The following is an 18,431-nucleotide window of genomic DNA, read 5'->3' as shown; positions in this document are numbered from 1 at the left end:
GAAGTGTCCCGGGACGCCGGTTTTTGTTGCGTCCGCCCGAAGGTACCTCCATGTACATTGCCTTTCCCGGCCGTACCAGCCGGTGGGAGGCAAAGGAAGCATTGCTAATGGCGGAGTCGTGGAGATGGGAAAAGGGGAGAGAGTGCCGGAGGAGGGACTCGAACCCTCATGGCCTTGCGACCATCGGTTTTTGAGACCGACTTGTCTACCAATTTCAACACTCCGGCGTGGGCGGGGGTGACGGCGCGGCAGCGATGCGGCGATGCGGCATCGCTCTGCAAATATACAAAAATGGCCGCAATTTAACCACCGCCACACGAGCCCTTGCATGTTTGTCGATTTTTTTAAACATTAAAGTTCGTTTGTAACAGGAGCGGCGAATACTTACGGGGATCGATGATCCAGTTAAGAGAGCTCACGAAAACATTTGGCGACGTGCATGCGGTCGACCACCTCTCGCTGCAGATCAAGAGCGGCGAGTTCTTCGGCTTCCTGGGCCCGAATGGGGCGGGAAAGACGACCACGATCAAGATGATGACGGGGCTCTTCGCGCCGAGCTCGGGGTCGATTTCGATCAACGGGTTCGACGTTCAACGCCACCCCGTCGAGGCAAAAATGGCGACGGGGTATGTTCCCGATCAGCCGTTCGTCTACGAAAAGCTCACCGGCCGGGAATTCCTTCACTTCAGCGCCGGGCTCTACAAAATGAACCACCGCCAATCGACGGAGGTCATCGGGGAGCTTGCCGACCTCTTTGAAATCGGCTCCTGGATCGACCGGCGGGCGGAGAACTACTCGCAGGGGATGCGGCAACGGCTCGTGATCGTCGCGGCGCTTCTGCACAGACCGAAAGTGCTCATTATCGACGAGCCGATGGTGGGGCTCGACCCGCGGAGCACGCTGACCGTCAAGCGGGTCCTCAAGCAACAGTCGGCGGAGGGTTCCGCCGTCTTCATGTCGACGCACAGTCTCCCCGTCGCGGAGGAGCTGTGCGACCGTGTCGGGATCATCAAGAACGGCCGGCTGGTGTTCGAGGATTCCGTCGAGCGCTTTCATCACTTCAAGCAAAAGTACGACGGACGATTCGAATCCGCGTTTCTCGAACTGACGAAATGAGGGCCGCGCACGGCCGCCGCCTGCCGCATGGTTGATATCCTCCACATCCTCCGGTTCAAGACGCGGAGTATCCTCATGCGCTCGACGGAACTGAACTCCGCAAACGTCGTCCGCACGGTCGGCACCCTCATCGTGTTCGGCGGGTTCGTCATCGGCGCCTACTATTCCTCCAGGATCGCCACCGATTACCTCCTCGATACGGCCCGGCTGGGGCTTTTTCTGCTTCACCGTTTCCTTTCGATGCTCCTCTTCGTCTTTTTCCTCTCCATCAACGTCGGGAATATCATCGTCTCCTACGCGACGTTTTACCGCTCCCCGGAGATGGAGTATTATCTGACCAAGCCGATCTCGCACACGAACCTGTTTCTCATCAAGTTCCTCGACAATTTCTTTTACAGCTCGACCGTCTTTTTCGTCCTGGCGCTTGCGGTCCTGCTCGGCTACGGTTCTCATTTTCAAATGGGATGGGTCTTTTACGTCAAGACGATGGTGTTCATGCTGCTCCCTTTCATGCTCCTCGCGGGCTGCAGCGCCGTGATGATGCTCATGCTCCTGATGCGGTTCGCCCGCGTGATCGGGGTCAGGAAAGTAATTGTGGTGCTGGTCGCGCTCTACCTCGGTTTGCTCTCCGGCTATTTCAGCATGACAAATCCCGTCAAGCTTCAGGCGGCCGTGATGGAACATTTTCCCCACGTCGACGAGTATTTCGGCTACCTCGACGCGCCGGCGGTAAAGTACCTCCCCAACCACTGGATAGCGGAATCGCTCTACTGGACAATGCGGGGGGACACCTCCTTCGCGCTCTCCTACACCACGATGCTCGTCTTCGCCACGATCGCCCTCTTCGGCCTCATGGTGTACACCGCGAGGCGGGTCTTCTACAGAAGCTGGCTGGCTTCGCTCGAGCTCCGGCCCGCGGGCGAGTCGCCGAAGATGCTCATGTCGATGTTCTCGCTGACCGGGCCGGGCAGGTTCGACCCCCAGTCGACCGTCCTGTTCCGGAAGGAGTTCTGGCAGTTTTTCCGGGAGCCGAGCCAGTGGATCCATCTCACGATCATCTCTGCGCTCGTGATGACGTTCATCGCGAGCATCGCGCAAATCAATCTCAGGCAGACGCTGCCGTTCCTGCAGACGATCTCCTATATGGTGGTGCTCGTCTTCAACCTCTTCCTTGTCTCCTCGATCGCCCTGCGGTTCGTCTATCCGAGCATGAGCACCGAGGGAATGAATTTCTGGAAGATACTCAGCGCCCCGGTGGCGCGGGAAAAGGTCTTCTGGCTCAAATTCACCCTCTACCTGATCCCGATCATTCTGATCAGCGAGGCGCTGGTCGTCTTCTCGCACCGGTCGCTCCTCGAGTTCCCGGTCCTGCTCCAGCTCAACCTGTGCATCATGCTCTTCGCCTCGGCGGCCCTGACCGCGCTGAACCTGGGGGCGGGAAGTTTCTTCTCGAATTACCGCGAGAAGAACCCGATCCGCGTCGCTTCCTCGCAGGCCGCGACCCTGACGTTCCTGATCTGCATCGTCTATCTCACCTTCGTGATCGCATCCGTGTTTGTTCCCTTCAATGATTACTTCGCCTTCAAGCTGCGGGGCGTCCCTTTCAATCCGGATACGATGTACCTCGCGACCCTCCTTGTTCTCGCCATTTCGGGCATGATGGCGGCGGCATCCCTGGCGGTGGGCCTGCGCGCCCTCGGGCGGGACTTTTGAGACCCACATGATCCGGATCGTGTCACACGTGCAGAGGCTTCTCCTTTCGGTGGTTTTCTTTTTTGCGGCCGCATTCTCCGTCGGGAATGCGCAGCAGGAGTTGACCTTCAATTCCGGCGCGGAAAAGTCGTTTCTCGACGCGACGCAGCTCTTCAAGAACGGCAAGTTCAGTGATGCCGCCTCCGGCTTCGACGAGTTGCGCCGCCTGAAACCGTGGCACCAGCGGACGACGGGCGCGTATGTGATGCTCGCAAAAGCATGGTTCGAACTCAAGAAGTATGAGGAGTCCGCTCTTCTGCTCCAGGAGTTTCTCGGCATGTTCCCGGCTTCGACGTATCGGGACGACGCCACGTATACGCTCGCGCTCGACCACCTGATGGCCGCGAAGTTCGACGTTGCCGCCGCCGAATTCCTTCAAGCCCTCGAGAGCGCCGGCGATCCGTCCCTGGCGAGGCGGGCGGAGACGCTGTTCGAGTACGTGGCCGAGGAGCGGTTGCCGCTCCCGTCGCTCGAGAGAATCCTCCAGTCGACGGCCGGCGAGCGTTCGAAAGAGCTCGTGCGGCTGAAACTCGCCGAACGGTATGCGGCGGGAGGCGACCCCGCGCGCGCGAAACAGATCGTGTACGGCCTTTTGGGAGGGGAGAAAGGGAATCCGTACCGGGAGCGCGCACGCCAGTTGCTCGACAGGCTCGAGCGGCAGGCGGGAGTGAAGATCGCCGTCGTCCTTCCCCTGATGCAGGAGCTGGGCGCGAACGCCGTCAAGAACCTTGCCGGAGAGCTCCTCGAAGGGATCTCGCTCGCGATCAGGGAACACTCGGCCCGTCCGGGCGCGGGGACCGCAGTCTCGATCGAGGTCAGGGATTCGAAGCGTGATTCGGCGGTCGCCCTCCGGGCGGTCCGCGAGGTCGCTTCCTCCCCCGACGTCATCGGAATCATCGGGCCCGTGTTCAGCAACGACGTCGCGGCGTGCGCCCCCGTCGCGCAGTCGGCCGGCATCCCCATGATCTCCCCGACCGCGACCGCCAACGGTCTCGCGTCGATGGGATCGCATCTCTTCCAGCTCCACCCGGACTGGTCGACAAGGGGAAAAGCGATGGCCCGGTATGCCGTGAGCTCCCTCGGCCTGACCTCGCTTGCCGTGCTCTCCTCGAACGATGCCCCCGAATCCCTGTCGGCGCGCAGTTTCGCCGAGGAGGCCCGGCGCCTGGGCGCCACCGTCGTCGCGGCCGAGACCTTTCCGCAGGGCGCGAGCGATCTCCGGGATCAATTCCTGCGCATCCGCAAAGCCGCCTCTCCGCTGGACCCGGAGTTTTCGTTTGCCGGAAAAACGAGGGCGGACGCGGCTCCGATTCTCGGCGCCGGCGCCGATACCGCGCTGGTCGATTCGCTCCTCGCGCGGCGGGAATCGATCGGGGTCACGAAGCTCTTCGGGCCCCGCGGACGGGTGGTGGCCGACTCGCTCCATCTCGCGCTCGTCGAAACAGACACTGTCTCGGGAAACACCGATATCCCCGTGACAGCCGTGCAGGGGATCTTCGTGGCGGTCGACAACGCCGAGGAGATCGGCATCATCGGGTCGCAACTCTCGTACTTCAATATCAAGGCCCAGATCCTCGGCAACGATGAATGGTACGATCCCGCCCAGCTCGACGTCCACCGGCAGTATGTCAACGGGGCCGTGTTCACATCGGACTTTTACGCGGACACCCGCGATTCCGGCTACTCCCGGTTCGACGGCGCGTTCTCTTCCGCTACCGGCCGCCATCCCACGAAGTACGCGCTCATCGGCTATGACGCGATGAGCATGCTCCTGGCGCGGATCGACGGGGGGGCGACGACCCGGGAAAAACTGACGGCCTCCCTCTCGGGTCTGGAGAGATTTCCCGGGGTCCATGCTACGGTGACATTCACGCACGGCCGGGTCAATTCCAATGTCCATATACTGCGGTACTCGAACGGCGAGGTAAAGCGGATCATCGAACTACCGGTCAATTAGCGCACATCGGGGGAGGCGGACATGTCAAATCAGAAAGTGGGGGAACCTCCGTTCGGCCATTCCAGGATCACGGATTGGCCGGTGGAAGAGCGGCCGCGCGAAAAGCTGATGCTGCACGGGGCGGGCTCTCTCTCCGACGCGGAGCTCCTGGCAATTCTTCTACAGACAGGGGTCGGGAAGGCGACCGCGGTCGACGTCGCCAAGAGCCTTCTCCGGGAATTCCGTTCCCTGGAGCGGATGACTTCGAGGTCCTTCCGCGACTTGCGCAGGTTGAAGGGGGTGGGGAACGCGAAATCGATCGCCCTCGTCGCGGCGTTCGAGCTCGGCAGGCGTGCCTCCTCCAGGAGAGACCCGCAGCGCGCCCCGATTTGCTCTCCCGAGGACGTCGTTCAGCACTATCAGCCGCTTCTTCGGGACCTCCAGCAGGAGGTGTTCAAGGTTTTGCTCCTCGACAGCGCAAATCACCTTCTCGCGGACGAAACGATCTCCGTGGGAATCCTCAACGGATCGCTGGTGCATCCCCGGGAGGTTTTCAGGCGGGCGATCCTGGAACCGGCGGCGAGCATCATCCTCCTGCACAATCACCCGAGCGGCAATCCCGAGCCGAGTTCCGAGGATATCCAGGTCACCAGGCAACTCTGCGAAGCCGGGAAGATTATGGGGATTCCGGTGCACGACCACATCATCCTCGCCCTCCATTCCTACTCGAGTTTTGCCGAGCGCGGACTGTTGTAGGTTCCCCCCGGAGAGGGGAAAACCGCTGAAATTTGACTTGACAAAATCGGTTTTATTTGCTATGTTCGTCAGTAACTATGGTTTGAATTGGATCTGTTCGCAAACAATTGAGGAGACCTTCCATGGTGAAGATTCTAAAACCTCTGCTCATTGCCGCCTTGTTCTGCGGGGGTTTAGCGCTTACGAGCTGTTCCAGTTCGCCCTCTGAGGAGGAGCTGAGGCAATTGAGCGAGTTGCAGAAGCAAGCCGAGCAGCTCCGGATTGCCGTGGACGCGAAGAAAGGTGAAATTGGAGACCTGCAGAAGAAAATTGCTGACAAGAACGCGGCCCTCCAGCAGTGTCAATCGGACCAAGAGGCCGTGAAGAAAGCGTTGGGTGGAAAATGAAGACGACCCTCCTGATGTATCTTCTCGTTTCGCTCTTCTTCCTGGTCGCCGCTTCCCCCGCCATCGGGCAGGAGCAGAAGATGACCAAGGACGAATGGCAATCTCAGATGAGTACCGCCACCCAGCGGATCACAGACCTGAAGGCCCAGAGCGCCGCGCTCGACAGCCAGAAAGCCCTTCTCCAGGCGCAGTCCGCAAAGCTTGACGCGGATGTGAAGGCGTGCGAAGATGCGCTCTACGCGATGCTCGGAGTGACAAGGGCCGACGTCGAAGCGTACGACAAGGAACTCTCCGACATGGAAAAGCGGGTCGGCGATCTCCAGCGCATGACCGATGCCGAACTTCTCGGCTACAAGGATGAGATCGGACGGATGAACGACCGGTTGAAGGAAATGGCCGCCAGCAAGATCGCCCTGATTCCCCGGTACGGGGAACGCGTCCACTCGCTCCAGGACAAGGTGACTGCGCTCATGCAGAGTTTGTCGAAGGAGAAAACGTATACCGTCGGCACGTGGGCCAGGGACCGGGATTGCCTCTGGAACATCGCACGGAAAAAAGATATCTACGACAACGCGTGGATGTGGCCCAAGATCTGGCAGGGCAACCGGGACATGATCAAGGATCCGGACATCATCAAGCCCCGGTGGGTTCTCAAGATTCCGGCCGGCAAGGAATTATCACGCGAGGAAAAATCGGCCGCGAGCCGCTACTATCGCAAGAAAGCTGCGGCACCGGCCTCGCAGTAACCGTTTGTCGCGAAGGAGACGCTCTTTGGGTCTACCCTGTTGGTAACACGCGGCACCACATATCAAGAAGCCCCACTCGCCCCGGTAAACCGGCGGATGAACGGGGCTTCTTGTGCTTATAAACGATTCCGGCATACCGGAGAGGAATCCGGCTTCATTGGCTGAACGGAAGATCAAGGCGCAGGGCGTCGACATGCTCAGGCTTCTCGGCCTGAACGACGCAAATCTACAGGTCGTCGAGGACCGCTTCGACGCGAGCATCACCGTCCGGGGCGATCAGATCACGTTCCGGGGGGAAGCCAAGGAGGTCGACCAGCTCGAGAAAATCTTCAAGGAACTGATCTACGTCCTGGGCAAGAGCGGCGCGATCACCACGAACGACGTCGAGACCATCATCGATCTTGTCGCGGTCAACGGCGATCCGGCTCTCCCGACAAACGTGACGAGCAGGATGGGGACCGATGAGCTCGAGGCCGTCGTCCTGTTTACGAGGAACGGGATCATCCGGGCAAAGACGCCCGGCCAGAAAGAGTACATCCACCAGATCAAGAAGAACGATATCGTCTTCGCGATCGGACCGGCCGGGACCGGAAAGACCTACCTGGCCGTCGCGATGGCGGTGGCCGGCCTCAGGAACCGTGAGGTGATGAAAATCATTCTCGCGCGTCCCGCCGTCGAAGCCGGTGAGAGCCTCGGATTTCTTCCCGGAGACCTCCGGGAGAAGGTCGATCCCTACCTGAGGCCCCTCTACGATGCGCTGGACGACATGATCCCCCCCGAGAAGCTCAAGACGTACATCGAACGGAGGGTGATCGAGGTGGTTCCGCTCGCGTATATGCGGGGCCGGACCCTGAACAACGCCTACGTCATCCTCGACGAGGCCCAAAACGCCTCGAGCATGCAGATGAAGATGTTTCTCACCCGGATCGGCCCGAACTCAAAAGCCATCATCAACGGCGACATCACGCAAATCGACCTGCCGTCGAAAACGGTTTCCGGACTCGTCCAGATTCAGGAAATTCTCCGCGAGATCGAGGGGGTGCAGTTCTGTTATTTCGACAGGAACGACGTCGTCCGGCACCGGCTCGTCAAGGATATCATCGACGCCTACGACACATTTCATGCCGGCGGGGGAATCGGGGTGGAGGAAGCGGAGCGGCCCGCCCGCAGGAAAAAATGACCTCCTCGCGTCAGACCTGTTTCGCTTCCCTCCACAACGCATCCATCTCCCCGAGGGTGGAGGAGTGCACGTCCTTTCCCGTTTCCTTCAATCGCCGTTCGATGTACTGAAAGCGCGCGATAAATTTCTCGATCGTCCCTCTGAGGGCAATCTCCGGGTTGACGTGAAGGAAGCGCGCATAATTGACGAGAGCGAAGAGGAGATCGCCGAACTCCATCTCCATACGCTCCCGGTTCGCTTCGCCTGATGTGTGCCCCGCTTCCGGCCCGGCCTGATCCCCGACTTCCCGGTGCAGTTCGCCCAGCTCCTCCTCGACTTTCTTCCAGACGTCTTCGCGCTTCTCCCAGTCGAAACCGGCCTTGGATGCCTTGTCCTGCAGCCGGTGCGCCCGCAGGAGCGCGGGCAACTCCTTCGGGACCCCGTCCATGAGGGAGGTCCTTCCTTCCTGCATCTTCAACTTCTCCCAATTCTGCTTGACTTCGTGCGCATTCCCCACTTTCACGTCTCCGAACACGTGCGGGTGCCGGAAGATCAGCTTCTCCGTGAGGCCCGTGATCACCTCTTCGAGCGTGAATTCGTGCCGCTCCTCCGCGATGTTCGAGTGGAAGAGGACATGGAGCAACAAATCGCCCAATTCCTTTCTCAGGTCGTCGTGGGCCCTGCCGTCGATTGCTTCGACGACCTCGTAGGCCTCCTCGATCAGGCTCATCCGGATCGACTCGTGCGTCTGCTCCCGGTCCCACGGGCATTCCGCGCGCAGCCGTTTTGTAATTTCGACAAGTTTGAGAAACGCATCATTCACCATCGGGGAGAACCTCTGAGTTGTGGTTTAAAAACGTAGATAAATCCGGAATCAGATGCAACGGCGCGTTATTTTGTCATCCTGAGCGAAGCGAAGGATCTCGCAGGTCGGAAAGACGAGATCCTTCGGTCGCTTTGCTCCCTCAGGATGACACATTGGGTACATGTGAGACACGAGCCCCCGGGCGCCTTCATTGGAAATCGTGCCGGAAATTTCTATATTCACCCGCACTTGAATGCCTCCATGCGATCACATCGGACAATCGGACCCGGATGAATCGGAAAACGGCGGGAGCGATCCTCGCCCTCTTCGCCACAGCCATGTTTCTCACCGTCATAAGCTCCACCAGGCATAAGGCGGACATGCTGCTGGTGAACGGGACCGTCCTCACGCTCGACGCGCAGAACACGGTCGCCGGGGCGGTCGCCATCCGGGGGAACAGGATCGCGGCCGTCGGGACGTCCGCCGACCTGCGGAGCCGGTTCGACTCCGACACGGTGATCGACCTGGAGGGAAAGACAGTCGTGCCGGGATTTATCGACGCGCACGCCCACATAAGCGGGCTGGGACAGCTGATGCAATCGGTGATCCTGGTCGGGACCTCATCGCCGGAGGAGATCGTGGGGCTTGTCCGGGCCCGGACGCGCGAGGTTGCCCCCGGTGCATGGATTCACGGGCGCGGATGGGATCAGAACCGGTGGGAGAACAAGGAGTTTCCCTCCGCATCGCAACTGGACGCCGTTTCCCCGGATCATCCTGTTGTTCTCATCCGGATTGACGGCCACGCAATCTGGGTGAACACCCGGGCGCTCGAGCTCGCGCAAGTCAGCCGGTCCACACAGGACCCCCCGGGGGGAAGGATTATCCGGACCCGTTCGGGCGAACCGACCGGAGTGTTCCTGGACGAGGCCCGCGCTCTCATCGAGAGGTTTGTCCCTTCCGAAACGCCGGAGGAGATCGAACGCGACATTCTCACCGCCGCGGCCGCCTGCGCGAAGAGCGGCCTCACCGAGGTCCACGATATGGGAATCGATTCTCTCCGGATCGGGATTTACCGGCGGCTTGCCGGGGAGAAGAGGCTCCCCGTCCGGATCTATGCCGCGATCAGCGCTCCCGGCCCCGCGTGGAATTTCTGGAAGGAACAAGGGCCCCTGATCGGGGCCGGCGGCGGGATGCTGACCATCCGGTCGATGAAATTGTATATGGACGGGGCGCTCGGCTCCCGCGGAGCGGCGCTGGTGGAACAGTATTCGGACGATCCGGGAAACAGGGGGCTGACGATGCTCGGCGCGGCGGAGCTTGAGTCCCTCGTCCGCGATGCGATCGCGCACGGATTTCAGCCCTGCGTCCATGCGATCGGGGACCGCGCCAATCATGCGGTGCTCGACGCGTATGAACACGTGCTGAACGCGCTCCCCGCCGGCGACTACCGGCCCCGCATCGAACATGCCCAGGTGATCCTCCCCGAAGATATTTCCCGTTTCAAGAGGCTCGGCGTTCTGCCGAGCATGCAGCCGATCCATGCCACGTCCGATATGTACTGGGCCGAGGCGAGGCTGGGCCCGTCCCGCATCCATGAAGCCTACGCATGGCGATCACTGCTCGAAACCGGTTCGATTATCCCCGGTGGATCCGATTTTCCCAACGACGGAATGGAACCGCTCTGGGGCTTCTATGCGGCGTTCACCAGGGCCGACCGGAGCGGCTACCCGCAGGATGGGTGGTATCGGGACCAGCGGATGACCCGGGAGGAGGCGATCAGGTGCTTTACCGCCTGGGGCGCCTACGCCGGATTTGAGGAGGGCGCCAAGGGCTCGATCGAGCCGGGTAAACTGGCGGACCTCACGCTCCTCTCAAGAAATATCATGCAGGTATCTCCCCCGGAGGTTCTCACAACGAACGTCGAGATGACAATCGTGGATGGGCGTGTTACGTACCGGAAGCCCGCCGGAGGAGGGGCTCCGTGACGCGGAGAGGCACAACAAGCCGGCCGCAATTTTCACCCTTTGAGAGGCCCTATGTTTAAACCGCGGCTTTTCACCCCCGGTCCGACTCCCGTTCCCGAGCGTGTGATGATGAGGATGGCGGAGCCCATCATCCATCACCGGAGCCCCGAGTTCGGTGAGATCTTCGCGAGGGTGAACGAAAATCTGAAGTATGTCTTCCAGACCTCGCAGCCGGTTCTGACGCTCGCCTGCTCGGGGACAGGGGGAATGGAAGCGACGTTTGTGGGCCTCTTCTCCGCCGGAGAGAAAATCATCTCCGTCAACGCGGGGAAATTCGGCGAGCGCTGGGTGGAGATGCCGAGGGCGTTCGGGTTGGAAGTCGTCGAGCTCAAACTCGAGTGGGGAGAGGCGCCCTCCCCGGACCAGGTTCTCCGCCTCCTCAAGGAGCATCCGGACGCGAAAGCGGTCTACCTGACACACAGCGAAACGTCCACCGGGACGGCAACCGACGTGCAGGCGATTTCCCGTGTTGCCCGGGAGAATTCCGGCGCGCTCGTTTGCGTCGACGGCATTACCGCCATCGGCGCGCACGAGTTCCGGTTCGACCGGTGGGGAATCGACGCGTGCGTCACGGGCTCGCAGAAAGGGTTGATGATACCGCCCGGACTCACGTTCGTCGCCCTGAGCGAGCGCGCGATCGCGGCGGCGAAGAGGTCGACCCTCCCGAAATTTTATCTGGACCTCCGCAAAGCCCTCGAGTCATACGCAAGCGACGATACTCCATGGACCCCGGCCGCCTCCCTGATCATCGGAGTCGACACCGCGCTCACGATGATCCGGGAAGAGGGAATTGAAGCGGTCTGGAGACGCCACAGACGCATGGCTCACGCCGCGAGGGCGGGCTTGCAGGCGCTCGGCATGAAGTTGTTCTCGCCCCACCCCTCGTTCGCGGTCACCGCCGTCTGGGTGCCGGAGGAGATCGGGTGGAAAGCGTTCAACAAGGCGTTGAAGTCGACATATGGCGTCACCGTCGCGGGAGGACAGGACCGGTACAGCGGCAAAATACTCCGGATCTCCCATCTCGGGTATTATGACGAGCTCGATATCGTTGCGGTCGTCGCCGCGGTGGAGCGCGCGCTCGGCGATTGCGGGTGGAAATTTGAGCCGGGATGCGGCGTCCAGGCCGTGCAGCGGTACTTTCAATCGAAGGAGTGAAGGGCCTCGACGTGACAATCCTGATCACAGACGATGTCGACCGGCAATGCGTCGACATACTCGAGGCGGAAGGATTTCGCGTTGAGTACCATCCGGCGCTCGGCCCCGCGGAGATCCTGAAAGCCGTGGAGCCGGTCGAAGGCCTGATCGTCAGGAGCCGGAGCCGGGTCACCTCTCACGTTCTCGAAGCGGGGAAGAAGCTCAAAGTCGTGGGCCGGGCGGGGGCGGGGGTCGACAATATCGACGTCGCCGCCGCGACCCGCCACGGGATCATCGTCATGAACACGCCGGGGGGTAACACGATTTCGACCGCGGAACATACCCTCTCGATGATGCTCGCCCTCGCCAGAAACATTCCTCAGGCGAACCAGAGCCTCCGGGAGGGAAAGTGGGAGAGAAGCGCCTTCGTGGGGACGGAACTCTACGGGAAGACTCTCGGCGTGATCGGACTCGGGAAAGTCGGATCGGAGGTTTCCCGGCGCGCCTCGGCGTTCGGTATGAAGATCGTGGCGTTCGATCCCGCCCAGTCGGAGGAGATGGCGGGGAAGGTGAACGCGCAGCTTGTCGGCCTCCCCGATCTCCTGCGCCAGTCTGATTTCATCACCCTTCACTCCCCGTTGATTCCTGAAACCAAGGGGTTGATCGGAAAAGAATCGCTCGCCCTCTGCAAACACGGAGTCAGAATCATCAATTGCGCCCGGGGAGGGATCGTCGACGAAGCCGCGCTTCTCGGGGCGCTGGAGAGCGGGGCGGTGGCGGGCGCGGCTCTCGATGTCTTCGAACAGGAGCCCCCTTCGAATACGCCGTTAATCCGGCATCCGAACGTCGTCGTCACCCCCCATCTCGCCGCCTCGACGGAGGAAGCCCAGGAAAAAGTGGCGATTCAGATCGCCCGGCAGGTGGCGGACTTTCTGAAGGGGCGCGGCGTGTCGGGATCGGTCAACGCCGACAGCATCTCCCTGGGTCTCAAGGATGAGCTTCGCCCCTTCCTTCTTCTGGGCGAAAAGCTTGGCCGGCTGGTGGCGCAGCTGAAGGATGGCAAGCTGAAATCGGTCACGGTTTCGGCGAGCGGCGAACCGCTCGGGGAGTTTCTTCCGGCGCTGGGCGCCGCGGTCCTGAAAGGAGCCTTCGAGGGAGTGCTGGATGAACCGGTCAACTATCTCAACGCGCCGGTGATCGCCCGCGAGAGGGGGATCGGTGTCCAGCTGGTCCGGGAGTCAGCCCTTCTCCGCTACGCGCAGGTTCTTTCGGTCCGGTATCAGACGGAAAAGGAATCCCGGCACTTTTCAGGCACCCTTTTCGGCGAAAAAGACCTGCGTATTGTCGGCATCGACGGCTTCCACTTCGAAATGAATCCGGACGGGCACCTGATCCTCTATTCTAATATAGACCGCCCGGGGATGCTCGCGGCAGTGAGTTCGCTTCTTGCGCGGGCGCATATCAATATCGCCGGACTCTCCCTCGGCCGATTTGAGTCCGGCAGCAGGGCCCTCACGGTGATCTCGATCGACACTCCGGCACCGGAGGCCGTCCTCAAAGAGATCGCGCTTCTCGACGGCGTCTCGGATGTCAAGATGATCACCCTTTAGCGCCGGGATGATGGCGTTCGGGAGGCGGCGAAAGTCCAGTCCAGGCAAGTATTTAGGGGGCCGGACCGGTGGAAGTCTCAAAATCGGGTAAAACTTGACAAGCATCTGTTGATTTGCTATATTCTCGCAACGATGGTTTTGAGGTATCACTGACGAGGGAAAGTGAGGCTCAGCTGAGACAAATTGTTACCACCCATCCTCCGAACTTCCGCCCCATCTTTTCTCATCGCGTGTTCTCCCGACGATCCTGCATCCGCCTTCGTGTACCCCGACGAGGAGGGGAAAGCTGTTGTTGCGCGCATGGTACCAGGCTCCACCCACGAGCGATCTGAGCATTAACACACCTGGAGGTTTAATTTATGACCACGAGAAGCATCTGTTTCCTTCTGATCATCGGCATACTCGCATTCGCTGTCTCGAGCTGTGTTGATACCCCCAGCAGCGGCCAGGCGACGCCGGACTATCATGCTCTCGCCCGGATCGTCGATGTGACCGCCGACCAGACGGGAGGGGCCGTTACGATAGACGGCAATCAGGTTGCCAATCTCTCGTTCGGCGCCAGCAGCGCCTATATCGACATTCTGGCGGGGGGCCGCGACCTGGGATTCGGATCGACGGTCCAACACGTGAATTTCCGTTCGAATAGTCAGAACACGGTGCTTCTCTACGCCTTGACGGGCTCCAACAAGTTCCTGGCCGTCGACGAAGGCTACAGTTTCACGAACAACGGCGGCGGCGACCCGGCTCTCACGCAGGTGAAGTTTGTGCATGTCGCCACCGGGTCCGCGCCCGCGATCTCTTTTTACGACAGTTCCGCGAGCGGAACTCCCCTCGCGGCCGATGTCGGGTATCCGACGTCCACCGGGTATGTCAACCTGACCGCCGGGTCGCATCAGGTCTATGCCGTGTCGAACGGCGGTTACACCGCCAATATCAGCGGAAGCCAGGTGACCCCGACACCCGTCACGACGAATACGACGGGGACCGCCTCCCTCGATCTGACTCCGGCAGACAGCGCTTTGTTCACGGTCACCGTGCACTCAGATTACCGTGACAGTCTCTATACAGCCGCGCATTTTCACGTCGGCCTCCCCGGGGTGAACGGCCCCGTCATCCAGCCGGTTGACATCACGGGACAGGTGATCACGTTCCCCGACGTGACGTTGAACGGATCGAACGAGAGTTCGCCGGATCCGTCGGTCACCTCCACGGCAGTCGGGACGTTCAGTTTCAGCCGGGACGGGTTGAGCTATTCGATCGTCCTCCATCCGAGCGGCCTGGATTCACCATTCGTTGCCGGACACTTCCACGAGGGTGCTGCCGGCGTCGCCGGCCCGGTGGTGCGGAACATTACGACGACTCCCGTGGGCGATACGACATTGACCGGGACCTGGACGAGCGATGAGGTAGGACAACCCCTGACTCCGGCGCTCATTTCCTCGCTCCTCGCCGGCAATATCTACGTGAATTTTCATTCCGCGGCCCACCCCGGCGGCGCAATCCGCGGGCAGCTCGTTCCGGATTCGGTCAGCACGAATGTCTTTACCGGCACATGGTACGGGCTCACCGACGCGATCAAGGATACGATCGTGGCGGATTACATCTATATTAATTTCCACACCTCCGCTTACCCGAGCAGCATCGTAAGAGGCCAGCTCGACGTGGATCCGGCCAGAGGTCAATATGGCGTCGCGTCGCTTCCGGCTTCCGATTATGCGGGCGCGCGTATGTATACGGTCGTGGCTTCGGGTTCGGGGAAATCCCTCAACCTGCTTCAATTGTCCGACCGGCAGGCCGGCGTCGCAAAGGTTGCAGCGGGAAAAGAGCCCGCGAAGTTGATCCAGAGTTCAATCGGAAAAAAATAAGTTCACAGAATTAGGGAAGAGAACCATGTTCCTCTCGCAGAAGATTGGAGGAGTTATGAAAGTCGCATTAGTGATCACCGCACTCCTGCTTGTTCCCGGACTCCTGTTCGGCGGAACGACGGGCAAGATCAGGGGAAAGGTTACGTTCAAGGATACGCACGAAGGGGCGGCCGGTGCGATCGTGGTGCTCGAGGGGACGCCGTACGGTGTCGCAGCGGATCCTGACGGAAGTTTCATAATCCTCAACATCCCCGCCGGGGTCTATACGGTGAAGGCGAGCCTCGTGGGGTATCATGCCCCATCGGTTACGAACGTCCGGGTGAACCCGGACCTGACGACCGAGCTGAATGTTGAGCTCGTTGCCCAGGACATCAACCTCCCGACGGTCGAGATCATGGCCCAGAGGCCGCTTGTCAACAAGTCGGCCACGAACGCCGTCCGGATTTTGAACGCGGACGACTTGAGCGCGATCCCGGTCCGCGGACTGACCGGTGTCTTCGCCCTGCAGCCGGGGGTTGTCCTGCAGGACAACAACATTTATATCCGGGGCGGCAGGGAAGACGAGGTCGGATACTACGTCGAGGGCGCCAGCGCCAGGAACGTCATGAACGGCAGGAACGCGGTGCTCCTCATCCCCGAGGCGGTCGAAGAAGTCCAGATCCAGGCGGGCGGGTACAACGCCGAATACGGCGGAGCGAATGCGGGAATCATCCGTCAGCAGCTCCGGTCGGGAACGGGGGGGATTAAGCTGAGCTACTCCGGTGAGACCGACCGGTTCGCGCAGGTCGGCTCCAAATCACTTGATTCCTATTCCTACGGATACTGGGACCACGTGCTTACTCTCAGCGGTCCGATTATCGGCGACAAACTGAAGATTTTCGCAGCCGGAGAGAATCAATTCCAGCGTGATCCGATCCCGACCTTCTGGACGGGGTTTGAATTCCCCAACGCCGATTTTCCGGCCGCACTTGTCGACGGTCCCGGCGGCGGGCGTCCCGGAGATACGCTCTATGCGGGATCAGGCGTCCCGGCATCGTCGATTAATTCACGATACGGGGCCATCAAGGTTCCCGAAGGCGTGATCCCCGGCCGGATGTCGAACCGGTGGAACCTGAACGGGACAATCAGCCTCGACCTCAGCCCCGTCACCGTACGATTCGGCTCGGCGATGTCGTGGCAGCAACGGAGGATCAACGACCTGCCGGTCCAGAACATCCTCGATCTTTCCCGTCTGCCGATGCGAGATAACAGCGATGACCTCTTCAACCTGAAGATCACACACCTGCTCGATCCGAAGACATTTTACGAGATTAACCTCAATTACTTCGACAGCCGGAACAGGCAGTACGATCCGAATCTCCAGGATAACATTCTTTCCTACGGCGACAGCATCGAGGCCGCGAAACTCGGCTACAATTTCTACAGCTATATGAACGGCGCGCTGGGCCTCTCCCCGACGGAGTTCCGGTTTTACGGTTTCCCGTACGCGCGGCCCGGCGAGTTGATCGTGGGCGGGTCTTCGATCTCCGGGTTGGGGGCTTCCACGAATTACATCAAGGGGAAGCAGACCTACATCGGCGGATCGGCGGATCTGACGACTCAATACGGGAAGCACGAGCTCAAGCTCGGATCGTCGTACCAGAGATATACGGTCCGGCTCTACTCGGTCGGCAGGCTGGAGAACGTGTTCCTCCAGATGATCTCCCAGCCCGACTCGGTACGCAACGCCGACTCGAGGACGCGACTGATGCAGTCCGCCGGTATTCCCGACAACGTCGGATATGACGTGTTCGGCAACGAAGTGAACGACGGGTTCGACGGGCCGAAACACCCCACGTTCTTCTCCGGATACCTCCAGGACAAGGTCGAGTTGAACGACCTGATCATCAATGCCGGCATCCGGTACGATTACTTCGACACGGACGACAGGGAGTTCATCGACGCGGAGAACCCTTCGTTCATCAACGGAAACATCTTCGCGCTGGATCCGACGACCGTCCGGAAGAAAGATCCCTTCCATGCGATCAGCCCGCGTCTCGGGTTATCGTTCCCCGTCACGGACCGGACGATCTTCCATATGCAGTTCGGCAAGTTCATCCAGGCGCCCCAGCTGAACAATATCTATATCGGGGGTCCGTTGCTCTCCCTCTATGTTTCGGGAAGAAACTTCATCCCCGCGCCGGTCGGACTCGGGCTCGATCCGGAGCGCACCACGCAGTACGAGATCGGGTTCACGGAGCAGATTACGAACTTTGCCGCGTTTGATCTGACCGGCTTCTATAAAGACATCAAGGGCCAGATCCAGGTGGGCCGTATCACGACAGAAAGCGGCGCTCTCGCGAAGTCGTACGATATTCTCCAGAACGGAGATTTTGCGACGACGAAGGGGTTGGAAGTCACGCTGACCCTGCGCCGGGTCGACCGGCTCCAGGCGCGCGTGAATTACACGCTCCAGGATGCCCAGGGCACGGGTTCGAACACGACGTCCGCGATCTCATCCGTCGAGAACGGGACGCTCCGGCCGACGATTATTTCCCCTCTGACCTTCAACCAGGCGCACCGCGGAAGCCTGAATCTCGATTATCACTTTGCTCCCAACGACGGGGGGCCGATCCTTGAACGTCTCGGGGCGAACATCCTCTTCTCGTTCAACAGCGGCCACAATTACACGAAGGTGACCGGCGGGCTGGGCCAGACCGGGCCGGAAGACGGCGGTATCCTGTATGACGGCGATCCGCGAAACCGGAGGCCGGTCGAGGCGATCAACGCGTCGACGACTCCCTGGAATTTCAGCCTGGATGCGCGTCTCGACAAGTCGTTCACGCTGTCGGGTTCGTTCGACCTGAACGTGTATCTCTACGTCCAGAACCTTCTCAACACGGAGAACGTCGTCAATGTGTACGGGCGGACGGGCAATGCCGATGACGACGGGTTCCTGACGAATCCCGCGCTGAGCTCCGAAGTGATCAGCGCTCCGGGCCGCGGGGCTGCCTATGTGCAGATGTACCGCGACGCGAACCTCGCCGACCGCCAGAACTACTGGAGGAATCAGGGCGGGGATCTCCTGGGTACGCCGCGGCAGATCCGGTTCGGTGTCCGGCTCGACTATTGATCACGCTTGAGGTGTCGGAATCTTGTCTAT

The 18,431-nt window shown here is 60.5% G+C and carries 13 protein-coding genes and 1 tRNA gene; 12 read left to right on the top strand and 2 right to left on the bottom strand.

Translation table 11 applies throughout. From position 1 onward, the window contains the following. Nucleotides 1-143: 143 nt before the first annotated feature. Nucleotides 144-227 (bottom strand) — tRNA-Leu (locus VI215_07735). Between the two features lie 169 nt (nucleotides 228-396). Here VI215_07735 and VI215_07730 point away from each other — a divergent pair. From VI215_07730 to VI215_07700, 7 genes are all read left to right on the top strand, one after another. Next, a complete protein-coding gene (locus VI215_07730; protein ID HEY6192200.1) occupies nucleotides 397-1,116 on the top strand; it encodes an ABC transporter ATP-binding protein in 720 nt (239 codons plus the stop codon). A gap of 75 nt (nucleotides 1,117-1,191) precedes the next feature. Further along, nucleotides 1,192-2,829, top strand: coding sequence for a hypothetical protein (locus VI215_07725; GenBank protein ID HEY6192199.1), 1,638 nt, complete (start codon nucleotides 1,192-1,194; stop codon nucleotides 2,827-2,829). A 7-nt stretch (nucleotides 2,830-2,836) separates the two neighbouring features. Continuing rightward, nucleotides 2,837-4,825: an ABC transporter substrate-binding protein gene (locus VI215_07720; GenBank protein HEY6192198.1), complete on the top strand. Its 1,989-nt coding sequence runs from the start codon at nucleotides 2,837-2,839 to the stop codon at nucleotides 4,823-4,825. Between the two features lie 21 nt (nucleotides 4,826-4,846). Further along, nucleotides 4,847-5,560 carry a DNA repair protein RadC gene (gene radC, locus VI215_07715; protein ID HEY6192197.1) on the top strand — a complete coding sequence of 238 codons (714 nt, stop codon included), beginning with the start codon at nucleotides 4,847-4,849 and terminating at the stop codon, nucleotides 5,558-5,560. 122 nt (nucleotides 5,561-5,682) lie between these two features. Next, complete coding sequence (locus VI215_07710; protein HEY6192196.1) at nucleotides 5,683-5,946, top strand: hypothetical protein; 264 nt, start codon at nucleotides 5,683-5,685, stop codon at nucleotides 5,944-5,946. Further along, nucleotides 5,943-6,692 carry a hypothetical protein gene (locus tag VI215_07705; protein ID HEY6192195.1) on the top strand — a complete coding sequence of 250 codons (750 nt, stop codon included), beginning with the start codon at nucleotides 5,943-5,945 and terminating at the stop codon, nucleotides 6,690-6,692. Before VI215_07710 ends, VI215_07705 begins: the two co-directional genes overlap by 4 nt. 157 nt (nucleotides 6,693-6,849) lie before the next feature. Beyond that, complete coding sequence (locus VI215_07700; protein HEY6192194.1) at nucleotides 6,850-7,872, top strand: PhoH family protein; 1,023 nt, start codon at nucleotides 6,850-6,852, stop codon at nucleotides 7,870-7,872. Between the two features lie 10 nt (nucleotides 7,873-7,882). Here the strand turns inward: VI215_07700 and mazG are convergent, their stop codons facing one another. Then, on the bottom strand, nucleotides 7,883-8,677 hold the full coding sequence (mazG, locus tag VI215_07695; GenBank protein HEY6192193.1) for a nucleoside triphosphate pyrophosphohydrolase: 795 nt from the start codon (nucleotides 8,675-8,677) through the stop codon (nucleotides 7,883-7,885). Between the two features lie 269 nt (nucleotides 8,678-8,946). Here mazG and VI215_07690 point away from each other — a divergent pair, with 269 nt between their 5' ends. The 5 genes from VI215_07690 (at nucleotide 8,947) to VI215_07670 (ending at nucleotide 18,401) form a co-directional block, all read left to right on the top strand. Next, a complete protein-coding gene (locus VI215_07690) occupies nucleotides 8,947-10,641 on the top strand; it encodes an amidohydrolase (protein ID HEY6192192.1) in 1,695 nt (564 codons plus the stop codon). A gap of 51 nt (nucleotides 10,642-10,692) precedes the next feature. Then, on the top strand, nucleotides 10,693-11,835 hold the full coding sequence (locus tag VI215_07685) for an alanine--glyoxylate aminotransferase family protein (GenBank protein HEY6192191.1): 1,143 nt from the start codon (nucleotides 10,693-10,695) through the stop codon (nucleotides 11,833-11,835). 11 nt (nucleotides 11,836-11,846) lie between these two features. Then, complete coding sequence (gene serA, locus VI215_07680; protein HEY6192190.1) at nucleotides 11,847-13,424, top strand: phosphoglycerate dehydrogenase; 1,578 nt, start codon at nucleotides 11,847-11,849, stop codon at nucleotides 13,422-13,424. A gap of 359 nt (nucleotides 13,425-13,783) precedes the next feature. Then, nucleotides 13,784-15,289: a CHRD domain-containing protein gene (locus VI215_07675; protein ID HEY6192189.1), complete on the top strand. Its 1,506-nt coding sequence runs from the start codon at nucleotides 13,784-13,786 to the stop codon at nucleotides 15,287-15,289. 55 nt (nucleotides 15,290-15,344) lie between these two features. After that, the gene (locus tag VI215_07670; protein ID HEY6192188.1) at nucleotides 15,345-18,401 is read left to right on the top strand and encodes a TonB-dependent receptor; all 3,057 of its coding nucleotides are present in this window, start codon (nucleotides 15,345-15,347) and stop codon (nucleotides 18,399-18,401) included. Nucleotides 18,402-18,431 lie beyond the last annotated feature (30 nt).

This window comes from Bacteroidota bacterium (assembly GCA_036522515.1).
Taxonomy (GTDB): Bacteria; Bacteroidota; Ignavibacteria; order UBA10030; family SZUA-254; genus VBOC01.
The sequence above is the reverse complement of the archived record's forward strand: the minus strand, read 5'-3'. Positions and strand labels throughout refer to the sequence as shown.